Below are 12,072 nucleotides of genomic sequence, written 5' to 3'. Positions count from 1 at the left end.
CAGCAACAATACGCGGGGTAACTGTTTTACCGGGATGTTGCTGAACAAACACTTTTAAAAAATGTTTACGGCTTTTTGAGGGCTTGATTGCGGGCTGTGGGCCTGGCTATTTTTCCTGTCCCGGGTAGCCTGTATTCATAGGTACAGAACTTGTATTTTTCATGCAGGGGAAATGTGGCATCCCTCTGGGAAGCATAGCGGCCAGGCATGAGGCTTGAACTGAGAAGCCAGGTGCCCCGGAAGACAATGATTTAGGTGGCCGGCTTTTTTGTTGCGGTAGCAGCAAAAATCCAGGTTGCTGTTGCAGGGCAAGCAGAAGAATGTTGGCAGGCGAGCTTGAATGCCGGGCAGGGGCAATCATTGCCCGCCAAAGATATTCTTTAAATATCATATAGATACTGTGGATTGCCCATATATTCTTGTGCACGCAGATAGGGTTGGCATGTTGTTTGCCACTATGGTTGTCATTTAGGCAATCCCAAGGGGTAAGGTATGAGTCAACATTTATCGGTCTCAGATCAGGTCGTGCATCTCTGGTACACCCGGTGCGGTGCTGCAACGGCTTCGGCATTAGCTATCCGCCAGCAATGGCTACAGCAGGAATTTGCCGGGCATGGGACGCGGTTACATTCACTGCGTGATGCTGAGAGCCTGGAAGTCAGGAATTCACATTACCACCACAAACAATCCGGCATGTTCAGGGAGGGCGGTAATATTCCCCCTATCTGGGCCAAGGGCCTGGGGCATGACACCGTGGTCGTCGGCATCACCTGGCTGGATGAGTATCAGGGCATTATTGTCAGGGACGACAGTGCCATCCATTCCATCAGCGATCTTAAAGGCAAGCGCGTGGGTATTCCTGACCATGCGGATGCCGTGATTGACTTCCAGCGGGGTGCGGCACAGCATGGTTTTGCGACTGCGTTTGCATTACATGGATTGTCGCCAGCCGATGCACAATGGGTGGATATCGCTGCCCCTAGCTATGACCTGAGTGATGGCCCAAGACGTGAGCGCCCTGAATACCGCCATGTTGAACTGGAGGCGTTGAATGATGGGCACGTGGATGCCATTTTCGTCCGGTTTGCCCGTGGTGTGCGGTTGGCAAATACCCCAGGCTATCGCCAACTGCTCAATATTAACGAGCATCACGATCCTTTTGTGCGTGTAAACAATGGCACGCCCAGACCGATCACGATTGACCGTGCTTTCCTGCAAAAGCATCCGGATATTGTAGACCGCTACCTGGCCGTGTTGTTACGCACTGCCGAATGGGCAAAGACGCATCCGCAGGATGTGCTGCACCTGCTGGCACCAGAAGCGCAGAGCGCCAGCGAATCCGAGGTCGTTGCCTCGCATGGGGCCAATGTACATCTCTCTTTTACCCCATCCCTGAGTAACCAATATGTCAAAGGCCTGGAAATCCAGAAGAATTTCCTGCGCGACTGGGGGTACGTAAAACAGGATTTTGATATCCAGGACTGGATAGACCCGGCGCCTTTGCAGCGTGCCGCAAAACTGGTCAGGCAGCAACCGGAATTTACCACCTTTGAGGCAGCAAAAGCTGCATAACCCACTTAAACAGGAGCATTTATTATGAGCGACATCGTTACAGAAGCAGATTTGATCAAGTATGTAGAACAGGCCAAGGCGGATGCGTTGCATTCATTCAACTTCCTGAAAGAAACCGGCACTTTGTCTGCTACCTGGACTTACCATATCACCCACAAAATTCCAGGCCAGGACAAACTGCTGAATATCCGCTTCCCATGGCCATGGGAAAAGTCGCGTGACCCGGTGGTGAGTATTGATACTTTCTCCGAAAAGAAAGACCACATCCTGCATGAATCGCGTATCGATGCGGATACCGTAATTCACGCGCATACCCCTTACCTGGCTGCCTGGTCCCTGGCGCAAATCAATTTCCCTATTTTATATGTGGCTGCACAACGCCATCTGCTGGCAAGGGAGATTCCTAACCACCTAGACCGCACCCGCAGCATCCTGTCGATCATTTCCGAGCGCCTGGACAATCATCCCGAGCTGGCACCTCCACCAGCATTACTGGAATCCAATGGTGGCGCCAATATCTGGGGCAAGGGCATTATTGGCACCTCACAACTGGTGCTGCTGATCGAAGAGGCCGCGCGCTTCCAGTCACTGGCTGAACAGGTGGGCGGAGCGAAAGAATACACTCCGGGTGCGCTGGAAGTGCAATGGAAACGCACTGGCCTGGTGGAAAAAGCCAAACAGTATTCAGGCCGTTTTATTTCAGACCTGCTCAAGCAAAAAGCGGCTTGACCTCATCACCATTTTAGTCGGGACAAGTCATGCTTGTACCCGGCTTTTTATTGAAAAGAGCATATCGTGAGTCAACACAAAAACAGACAACTGGTCCTCAATGTATTTTTACTGCGCTATGGGCACCATCCCGCCGGCTGGCTGCATCCGACATGGACGGAGAACGGGCGTCCGGATCTGCAGTGGTGGATACGCGCGGCCCAGATCGCCGAAGCTGCCAAGTTCGACACTTTTTTTGTGGCTGATTTTATCGGGCGCTCCGGTATCATCGACAAGCAGGCAGTGAAAAACCCGAACAATTTTCACTTTGAACCATTCACCCTGCTGTCAGCCATTGCCTCGCAGACCAAACATATTGGCCTGGTGGCTACCGTGAATACCAATTTTTCCGAGCCTTACAATGTCGCGCGCCAATTCACCTCGCTTGACCATTTAAGCGGGGGCCGCGCCGGCTGGAATGTCGTCTCTTCGCTTAACCCGGTCACCGCCAAGAACTTTGGCATAGAAGCGCCGATCACGCATGAAGAACGCTATGAGCGTGCCAGTGAGTTCATCAGGTTGACAAAGGCATTATGGGATAGCTGGGATGATGATGCTTTCGATCATCCCGACCGCCAGGCCGGGCAGTTTTATGACCCTGCTTCAGGGCATCCGGTGGATTTCAAGGGGGAGTATTTCAGATCAGAAGGCCTGCTGGATTTTCCAAGGCCGATCCAAGGGTATCCGGTGTTTGTACAGGCAGGCAACTCAGATACCGGCCGTGAATTTGCAGCGCGTGAAGCGGAAATGACCTATAGCTCGGCGACTTCACTGGAAGTTGCCAAAGCCTATTATGCCGATGTGAAATCGCGCATGGCCAAATATGGCCGCGCTGAAGACCAGCTCAAGATCACACCTGGCCTGAATGTCGTGGTGGCTGAAACCGACCAGGAAGCCCAGGACAAATACGGCGAGTTACAGGCACTGGTCGATTTTTCCGACCTGGAGTTTGGCGGCCAGGATTTATCCAAATATCCATTGGATGGCCCATTGCCGGACCTGGATTATGATCCGGGTGAAAATGGCCGTGGCCGTTTCCAGCAACAACTCGAATTGGCCAGGCGCGAGAACCTGACGATCCGCCAGTTGGTGCTTAAATTCCGCGTTGCAAGGGGCCATTTACAGGCCATTGGTTCCGTGAAAACAGTGGCCGATACCATTGAACAATGGTTTGTGGAGAAGGGCGCTGATGGCTTTAATGTCGTGCCTCCTTACTCTATCAAAGGCCTGGAAGACTTTACCCGCCTGGTGGTTCCGGAATTGCAGCGCCGCGGTATTTTCCGCAAGGAATACGAAGGTAAGACCTATCGCGAAAATTTGGGCTTAGACCGGCCTGAAAATCAGCATACGGTCGCACAAAGCCAGCTTAAAGCCGCCTCTTGATCCGCTGTGTCCCCGCTCATCCCTGGCGTCCAGCATCATGAGAATACATATTACAGGTGCTTCCGGGAGTGGTACGACTACTCTCGGGCATTCGCTTGCGCGAACGCTTTCCCTCAAGCACCTAGATAGCGATCATTACTACTGGTTACCGACACATCCACCTTACAAACAGAAGCGGCCGATTGCGGACAGGTCGGCTTTGCTTAACACAGATATTCAAGCGGAAGAAAATGTAGTGGTTTCGGGGTCACTGGTGGGCTGGGGCGCAGATATTGAAAATGCATTCGATCTGATTGTGTTTTTATACCTGCCGGCCAGTATACGCCTGGAGCGGCTCCGCCAACGCGAACTGGCCCGGTACGGCACTGTTGACCCGGCATTCCTGGCATGGGCTTCCCAATATGACGAAGGTGTGGCAGAAGGCCGCAGCCTGGCAAAACATAATGCATGGCTTGCGCAGCGATCATGCCGCATATTGCGCCTAGAAAAAGACTTCACCATTGCAGAGCGTATCGTACACATCATGGGTGTGATATCCCCCGCAGCCCAACAACAAACCACCCTCAGTGGCAAAATTTAATTGAACAGGATCACAAATCATGGCAAGCACATCCCGCCAGCTTATTCTTAATGTCTTTTTTCAACGTTTTGGCCATCATCCTGCCGGCTGGCGCCATCCCAGTTCGAAAGATGATGGCCGGCCGAACTTTGGCTGGTGGCTGAGGGCTGCCAAACTGGCTGAAGAGGCCAGGTTCCATACTTTCTTTCTGGCAGATTTTATCGGCCGCTCCGCACAAGTGACGCCACAGACGGGCCGCAGCGGCTTAAGTTACCAGTTTGAGCCTTTGACGCTGCTTTCTGCCATTGCAGCGAATACCCGGCATATCGGGCTGGTAGCCACAGTCAATATCAATTTCTCTGATCCCTACAATATCGCCCGTGCATTCACTTCGCTGGATCATTTAAGTGGCGGCAGGGCAGGCTGGAATATTGTCTCTTCATTCAGCGAGGCAACCGCGGCTAATTTTGGCCTGGCCAGGGACAGGGGCCATGAAGAACGCTATGCCAGGGCAGCCGAGTTCCTGGCAGCCAGTAAAGCCTTATGGGATAGCTGGGATGACGATGCTTTTGATCACCCCGATCAAAAGACCGGGGCTTATTTCGATGCCGGCAGTGCCCACCCGGTGAATTTCAAGGGCAAGTATTATCGATCTGAAGGCCTGCTGGATTTTCCGCGGCCATTGCAAGGCTATCCGGTATTTGTCCAGGCCGGCAACTCTGACACTGGCCGCGAATTCGCGGCCCAGCATGCGGAAATGACATATTGCTCCGCGACGTCGCTCAAGGTGGCACAGGAATATTATGCCGATGTGAAAGGGCGTATGGCCAAATATGGACGCGACCCGGATCAACTGAAAATCTCCCCGGGATTATCCGTCGTGGTTGGCGAATCCGACCAGGAGGCGCAGGACAAGTTTGGCGAGCTGCAAGCCGCAGTTGATTTCAGCCATATCGAATTCGGTGGCTACGATTTAAGCCAGTACCCACTGGATGAACCTTTGCCCGATCTGCCTTACCAGCCCAGCGAGAATGGTAAAGGCCGGTTCCTGCAACAACTGGAACTGGCACGCCGCGAGAACCTGACCATCCGCCAACTGGTGCTGAAGTTCAGGGTTGCGCGGGGACACTTGCAGGCGATCGGTTCTGTGAAAACAGTCGCTGACCTGATCGAAGAGTGGTTTGTCGAGAAAGGTGCAGACGGATTTAATGTCGTGCCGCCATTACTGCCGCAAGGCTTTGAGGACTTTACGCGCCTGGTGGTGCCTGAGTTGCAGCGCAGGGGCATTTTCCGCAAAGAGTATGTACCAGGCACTTACCGGGATAACCTGGGCCTCAGGCATCCGGCTAATCCTAATTCGAAATGAGGATACTTATGAGCACTGCCAAACCAAAACGCTACAACAACACCGCCATTCTTTTACACTGGCTGCTGGCCATCCTGATTACCGGTCTTTTAGTGGTGGGATTTTTCATGCCCGACTTGCCCAAGACCCCCTTACGCAAAGTGATATACAACCTTCACAAATCCTTCGGGCTGATTGTGTTTGCATTGGTACTGTTCAGGATTTATTGGCGGCTTAGCCATGCGGTGCCGGAACATGTGCCGGGCAGCCGCCTGCAAGTGCGGCTGGCGCATTACGCCCATATTTTTATTTATGCGCTGATCCTGGTGGTGCCCGGCATTGGGTTGCTGGCCAGCGCATTCAACCATGGCTTCAATCTATTTGTATTCCATTGGGAGCCGCTGTTCACGGTGAATAAGGCGCTCGCGCATCAGATCATGGGCTGGCATGGGGTCACTGCCTACCTGCTGGCTGCACTGCTGGGGTTGCACCTGGCAGCTTTCTTCTGGCACCAGTTTGTACAAAAAGATGGCCTGATCCGCCGTATCTGGTTCACCGCTCCGTATTAAATGTCCTTCCTGCAACAGCGGTTGCATGCCGCTGTTGTTCCTGCATCACATCTCTCTATCCTGCTGTTTAGGTAAAGAACTAATATGTTTTTTTAAGTCATTGATATTCATCAATTAAATTTATTTTTTACATTAAAAATAGTGCGCTTTCATAGTTGGTACGGAATCTGCAGTATTACGCCAGCATTAATGACTTAACAACATTACAAAACAAAAGAATATGTGGCACTACCTGCTGAAGCGCTTGCTTATCATGATTCCCACCCTGATCGGGGTGATGACCTTAACTTTCCTGGTGACCCAATTTGTTCCCGGTGGGCCGGTGGATAGCGCCATTGCACAGTTGGATGCGCAAGATGCACGTTCCGGTACCGATGGTTCTTCCGGTTCCGGCGGGTGGAGTTATAGCGGCAGGCAGGGCATAGATACACAGCAGGTGGAACAGCTCACTGAGTTATATGGCTTTGACAAGCCTATATTGGAGCGGTATTGGCAAATGATTGTGCAGTACGCCCGTTTCGACCTCGGGGAAAGTTATTTCCGTAACCAAAGCGTTTTATCCCTGATTAAAGACAAGCTCGGCGTATCGATTGCACTGGGCTTCTGGACATTCACGCTGACTTACCTGATTGCCGTGCCACTAGGAGTCGCCAAAGCGGTGAGGGCAGGCACCACGTTCGATTTTGTGACCAGCCTGGTAGTGCTGGTGGGGTATGCCATTCCCGGCTTTGTATTGGGGGTGCTGCTGATTGTATTGTTTGGCGGCGGGTCGTTCTGGGATATTTTTCCCTTGCGCGGACTGACCTCTGATAACTGGGCCGAATTAAGCCCTCTGGCCAAAGTGACAGACTATTTGTGGCATATCACCTTGCCTGTGACTGCTTCGGTGGTCAGTACCTTTGCCTTTAAAACACTGCTCACAAAAAATACTTTCCTGGAGGAGATCCGCCGGCAATATGTATTGACCGCACGAGCCAAAGGGTTATCCGAACGGCAGGTGCTCTGGAAGCATGTCTTCCGCAATGCCTTGTTGCCGCTGATTACCGGTTTTCCTGCGACTTTCATCATGGCTTTTTTTACCGGCAGCCTGTTGATAGAGACCCTGTTTTCACTGGATGGCCTGGGGTTGCTTTCCTTTGAGTCTATCAATAGCCGTGATTACCCGGTGGTGCTGGGAACACTGTACCTGTTTACGTTAATCGGTTTGCTGATCAAGCTGCTGGGCGATTTTGCTTATGTGCTGGTCGATCCAAGAATCAAGTTCGATGCGCAGGAGTCATAAAGTGAGCCAGGTCATTCCCCATCTTTCTCCTGCCCGCCGTAACTGGCAACGCTTCAAGCGCAACCGCCTGGGTTACTGGAGCCTGATTGTATTTGTATTGCTGTATGTGATCAGCCTGGCAGGTGAGGTGATCTCAAATGATAAGCCATTAATCGTGCGTTACGAACAGCAATGGTATTTCCCCTTGCTGCATGATTACCCCGAGTCTGTCTTTGGTGGCAACCTGCCGATACAGGCCGACTATCATGACCCCTTCATCAAGGCGCAACTGTCCAGGCAGGACAACTTCGCCATCTATCCGCTTAACCCTTATTACTACGATACGCTGAATTATTTTTCGACTGCGGAACATTACCCGGGCAAGCCTGACGATGAAAACCTGCTGGGTACCGATATCGCTGGTTACGATATCCTGGCGCGCCTGCTTTACGGTTTTAGGGTCTCAGTCACATTCGCACTTGGCCTGACTGCGGTGGGGGTGATACTGGGGATATTTTTTGGTGCCATACAGGGATATTTCGCCGGCAAGGTCGACCTGGTTACGCAACGCTTAATCGATATCTGGGGCTCCATGCCGGAACTCTACCTGCTGATTATTTTTGCCTCTATTTTTGACCACAGCCTGTTGCTGCTGTTCGGCCTGCTGTCATTGTTCGGCTGGATCACATTATCCGATTATGTACGCGCAGAGTTTTTGCGCAACCGCCAGCTTGAGTATGTCAAATCCGCCCGGGCGCTGGGCCTGTCTAATTTCCAGATCATCTGGCGGCATATCCTGCCCAACAGTTTGACGCCTGTCATCACCTTTTTACCTTTCCGCATGAGTGCCGCCATCATGGCACTGGCCAGCCTGGATTTCCTGGGTCTGGGCGTGACTGCACCTGCGCCCAGCCTGGGCCAGCTGCTATTGCAGGGTAAGGAGAACCTGGATGCATGGTGGATCGCAGTCTCGGCATTCAGCGTACTGGTGCTGACCCTGCTATTGCTGACTTTTACCGGGGAAGCCTTGCGTAACGCGCTGGATACCCGGATTTCTGATGCCCGACAAGGCGGTACTTTGTAATGACACAGCCATTATTATCCATTGAAGATTTCTCAGCCAGGTTTGAGAAGAAAACCGTTGTCGAACAACTTAACCTGCATATTAACAGCGGGGAAAGGCTGGCACTGGTAGGGGAATCGGGCTCAGGCAAAACGGTCACTGCATTATCCATCCTCAAGCTGGTGGAAGCCGCCGAACTGGGTGGCAGGATCATATTCAGGGGCGAAGACCTGCTGCAGAAATCAGCGCGTGAGATCCAGCGTGTGCGTGGTGCTGACATCGCCATGATCTTCCAGGAGCCCATGACTGCGCTGAACCCGCTGTTTACGATCGGTGAGCAAATCGTTGAAACGCTGATTGCGCACCAGGCACTCACCCGTGCCCAGGCAAAACAGAAAGCCCTGGAATTGCTGACACGCACCGGTATCCGCCAGCCGGAGAAAAACATCAACAGCTACCCGCACCAGCTCTCGGGCGGCCAGCGCCAGCGCGCCATGATCGCGATGGCCCTGTCATGCAAACCCAAGTTACTGATTGCGGATGAACCGACAACCGCACTTGATTTAACCATACGGGCACGTATCGTTAAATTGCTGATTGATATCCAGGAAGAGGAAGTACGTGAAAATGGCGAGCATGCCATGGCTATCCTGCTGATTACGCATGACCTCAACCTGGTGCGTAAATTTGCCCACCGGGTCGCCGTGATGGAGCGGGGCAGGCTGGTGGAAACCGGTGAAACCAAGGCGATTTTTGAACAGCCTGCACATCCTTACACCCTCAAGCTGATCAACAGCGTCCCGGTACGCAACGTACTGCCGGTGGCGGGGGATGCCAAAACCCTGCTTGAAGCCAGGCAGATCAGGGTGGAATACCCTTTGCCCAGGAAAGGCTGGCGTGGCTTGTTCCACGCCCAGACATTCACGGCCCTGCACGGTGTTGATATCACTTTGCGAGAGGGAGAAACAGTGGGCATCGTAGGAGAGTCGGGTTCCGGCAAATCGACGCTGGCACAGGCGGTGTTAAACCTGATCAAGGTTAAATCAGGTGACATTGAAATTGCAGGCGCGCCACTCTATAGCCTGAGTGCGAGATTACAGCGTGAGGTGAGGGCCAGGTTGCAGGTGGTGTTCCAGGATCCGTTCGGTTCACTTTCCCCCCGGCAGACCATCCGCCAGATTGTGGGCGAAGGCCTGGAACTGCATTTTCCTGAGCTGACACCTGAACAGCGTTATGAGCGGATGGTGCAGGTGCTCTCCGAAGTGGGCCTGAGCGCCCAGGTGCTGGATTCCTATCCGCATGAGTTCTCGGGTGGGCAGCGGCAGCGTATCGCCATTGCACGTGCCTTCGTGCTCTCGCCACAGGTAGTGGTCCTGGATGAGCCGACTTCTGCGCTGGATGTCTCCATTCAGAAACAGGTGCTGGAGTTGCTGGTGTCATTACAGAAGAAATTCGGTATGAGCTACCTGTTGATCAGCCATGACTTGACCGTCATCCAGGCGCTGGCGCATCGTGTTTACGTACTTAAAGACGGCGAGATCATCGAGTCGGGTGATACCGAGCAAGTCATACAGGCACCACGCCATCCATATACAAAATCCCTGGTACAAGCCTCTCTCTAGTGAATGTTTATGAATATCCGTAATAAAAAAACTTATTCCAAATGGGTGTCGTTGGTGGCGTTATCCATAATGCTTTGGATGCCATCCAGCAATAGTTTGGCTGCACACGCGGTGGCACAATTCGGTGAGCCCAAATATCCGGCAGATTTCAAGCATTTTGATTATGCCAATCCCGATGCGCCAAAAGCCGGGCAAATCCGTTTTGCAGTCATCAGCCAGAACAGCGGCTTTGATAAACTCAACCCATTCAGCCTGAAGGGCAAGCCTGCTCCGGGGCTGATAGAGCAAATGTTTGAGACACTGACTGTCTACAGCCTGGATGAAATCAATACCCAGTATGGTTTGCTGGCTGATGATATCAAGCTAGCCCCTGACTTCAGTGCCGTCACTTTCCATATCAATCCCTTAGCCAGGTTTTCTAATGGGGATGCGGTGACAGCCAAAGAAGTGAAGTATTCATTCGACACCCTGACCAACAAGAAAGGCAATCCCCGATTTAAAGCGTATTTTTCGGAAATCAAGTCTGTCACGGTGCTTGATGCCCAGACCATCCATTTTGAATTCAAGCGTAAAGGTCGGGACTTGTCCTTTGTGGCAGGCAGCCTGCCGGTCTTCTCGCCGAAGTGGGGTTTAAAAGCAGATGGCAGTCACGTGCCATTTAACAAAATAGGGTTGGAGGAGCCAATCGCATCAGGGCCTTATTTGATTGAGAGAGCAGTCAGTGGCCAGGCGGTTACTTATAAGCGCAATCCAGATTATTGGGGTACACAGGTGCCTTCAAGAGTGGGTACTTATAACTTTGAACGTGTGGTTTACCGTATTTACAAAGACACCGACACCATGGTAGCCGCGTTACGCGCGGGTGATTTTGATTTTCTGAGTGAAAATAAAATGCGCTACTGGTGCTGCCAGTATATAGGCAAGCGTTTTGACGAAGGTGAATTGCTCAAGGAGCTGGTGCCACACCAGAATCCGGTGGCGATGAATGGCTGGATAGTCAATTTGCGCCGGGAAAAATTCCAGGATCCCCGCGTCAGGCTGGCATTGAATTACGCCATGGATTTTGAATTCATGAACCAGAAAATCTTTGATAGTGAATTCAACCGCGTGAACAGCTATTTTGCATACAGTCCCCTGGCGGCAAAAGGGTTGCCCGGCCCTGAGGAATTGGAAATCCTGGAACCATACCGCCAGCAATTGCCCGCCGAAGTATTTGGCCCCATGCTGGAACAACCGAATACCAAACCGCCGGGCAGCATCAGGAAGAACCTGACCAAGGCACTTGAATTAATGGCTGAAGCCGGCTGGCATAACCGTGATGGTGTATTGCGCAACGCCAAAGGGGAGCCTTTTGTCATCGAAGTGACCTTTGCCACGCGCGGCCAGACCCCGTACATGGACCCGGTTTGCCTGAATATGTCGAAACTGGGCATTGTGGTGGTGAAACGGGTGTCTGATGCTGCCACTTCGCGCAGCCAGATGAAAAACTTTGATTTTGACTATACGACCATTGCCCTGCGGGAAGGCCGGATGCCGGGCGCAGAACTATGGCGTAATTTCAACAGCAAGGATGCCGATAAGCCTGGTTCGGAGAATGTCATTGGCGTGAAGTCGCCGGTAATCGATGCGCTCATCCAGAAGCTGCTCAATGCTGATAGCCAGCATGAACTGGAAATTGCCGCACATGCGCTGGATCGTGTTTTGGTGCATGGTCATTATGTGATTCCCTGGCGTTACCTCACCCATCATTACCTGATTTACCACCATCGATTGAAGCGGCCGCAGGTATTGCCCAAGTATTATGGGGCGCAAGAGTGGGCCTTGGCGTATTGGTGGGATGGTGGAGCCGGTCACAAAAAAGCAAATCCTGATTAAACGAGATGCCTACAGGGTTAGAAGCATCAGCAATCAAGCTCATCCATAAAGGAGA

General features: G+C 52.3%; 10 protein-coding genes. All 10 read left to right on the top strand.

Annotated elements, in window-relative coordinates; translation table 11 throughout:
- Nucleotides 1-492: 492 nt before the first annotated feature.
- The 10 genes from BLP53_RS00560 (at nt 493) to BLP53_RS00515 (ending at nt 12,017) form a co-directional block, all read left to right on the top strand.
- Nucleotides 493-1,572 (top strand): ABC transporter substrate-binding protein, encoded by a 1,080-nt coding sequence (locus BLP53_RS00560; protein WP_091468198.1) that lies wholly within the window; start codon nt 493-495, stop codon nt 1,570-1,572.
- Between the two features lie 24 nt (nt 1,573-1,596).
- The gene (locus tag BLP53_RS00555) at nt 1,597-2,301 is read left to right on the top strand and encodes a class II aldolase/adducin family protein (RefSeq protein WP_091468194.1); all 705 of its coding nucleotides are present in this window, start codon (nt 1,597-1,599) and stop codon (nt 2,299-2,301) included.
- Nucleotides 2,302-2,367: 66 nt separating this feature from the next.
- The gene (locus BLP53_RS00550) at nt 2,368-3,723 is read left to right on the top strand and encodes an LLM class flavin-dependent oxidoreductase (protein ID WP_091468191.1); all 1,356 of its coding nucleotides are present in this window, start codon (nt 2,368-2,370) and stop codon (nt 3,721-3,723) included.
- 37 nt (nt 3,724-3,760) lie between these two features.
- Nucleotides 3,761-4,303, top strand: a complete 543-nt coding sequence (locus BLP53_RS00545; protein ID WP_091468188.1) for an AAA family ATPase — start codon at nt 3,761-3,763, stop codon at nt 4,301-4,303.
- A gap of 19 nt (nt 4,304-4,322) precedes the next feature.
- Complete coding sequence (locus BLP53_RS00540; RefSeq protein WP_091468184.1) at nt 4,323-5,648, top strand: LLM class flavin-dependent oxidoreductase; 1,326 nt, start codon at nt 4,323-4,325, stop codon at nt 5,646-5,648.
- Between the two features lie 8 nt (nt 5,649-5,656).
- Complete coding sequence (locus BLP53_RS00535; RefSeq protein WP_091468180.1) at nt 5,657-6,196, top strand: cytochrome b; 540 nt, start codon at nt 5,657-5,659, stop codon at nt 6,194-6,196.
- 220 nt (nt 6,197-6,416) lie between these two features.
- Nucleotides 6,417-7,478, top strand: a complete 1,062-nt coding sequence (locus BLP53_RS00530; RefSeq protein WP_091468176.1) for a microcin C ABC transporter permease YejB — start codon at nt 6,417-6,419, stop codon at nt 7,476-7,478.
- The gene (locus BLP53_RS00525; RefSeq protein WP_245652552.1) at nt 7,462-8,541 is read left to right on the top strand and encodes an ABC transporter permease; all 1,080 of its coding nucleotides are present in this window, start codon (nt 7,462-7,464) and stop codon (nt 8,539-8,541) included. The genes BLP53_RS00530 and BLP53_RS00525 overlap by 17 nt, the downstream gene beginning before the upstream one ends.
- On the top strand, nt 8,541-10,142 hold the full coding sequence (locus BLP53_RS00520) for an ABC transporter ATP-binding protein (RefSeq protein WP_091468169.1): 1,602 nt from the start codon (nt 8,541-8,543) through the stop codon (nt 10,140-10,142). Before BLP53_RS00525 ends, BLP53_RS00520 begins: the two co-directional genes overlap by 1 nt.
- Nucleotides 10,143-10,238: 96 nt before the next feature.
- The gene (locus tag BLP53_RS00515) at nt 10,239-12,017 is read left to right on the top strand and encodes an extracellular solute-binding protein (RefSeq protein ID WP_245652551.1); all 1,779 of its coding nucleotides are present in this window, start codon (nt 10,239-10,241) and stop codon (nt 12,015-12,017) included.
- The last annotated feature ends 55 nt before the right edge of the window (nt 12,018-12,072 follow it).

It is taken from the genome of Methylophilus rhizosphaerae, assembly GCF_900100975.1.
GTDB lineage: Bacteria > Pseudomonadota > Gammaproteobacteria > Burkholderiales > Methylophilaceae > Methylophilus > Methylophilus rhizosphaerae.
Note: the sequence above shows the minus strand (reverse complement) of the source record. Positions and strands in the feature narration are given on the sequence as shown.

Coding starts and splice junctions, on each gene's coding strand:
- BLP53_RS00560 (WP_091468198.1), top strand. CDS start 493: ATGAGTCAACATTTATCGGTCTCAGATCAGGTCGTGCATCTCTGGTAC.
- BLP53_RS00555 (WP_091468194.1), top strand. CDS start 1,597: ATGAGCGACATCGTTACAGAAGCAGATTTGATCAAGTATGTAGAACAG.
- BLP53_RS00545 (WP_091468188.1), top strand. CDS start 3,761: ATGAGAATACATATTACAGGTGCTTCCGGGAGTGGTACGACTACTCTC.
- BLP53_RS00540 (WP_091468184.1), top strand. CDS start 4,323: ATGGCAAGCACATCCCGCCAGCTTATTCTTAATGTCTTTTTTCAACGT.
- BLP53_RS00535 (WP_091468180.1), top strand. CDS start 5,657: ATGAGCACTGCCAAACCAAAACGCTACAACAACACCGCCATTCTTTTA.
- BLP53_RS00530 (WP_091468176.1), top strand. CDS start 6,417: ATGTGGCACTACCTGCTGAAGCGCTTGCTTATCATGATTCCCACCCTG.
- BLP53_RS00525 (WP_245652552.1), top strand. CDS start 7,462: ATGCGCAGGAGTCATAAAGTGAGCCAGGTCATTCCCCATCTTTCTCCT.
- BLP53_RS00520 (WP_091468169.1), top strand. CDS start 8,541: ATGACACAGCCATTATTATCCATTGAAGATTTCTCAGCCAGGTTTGAG.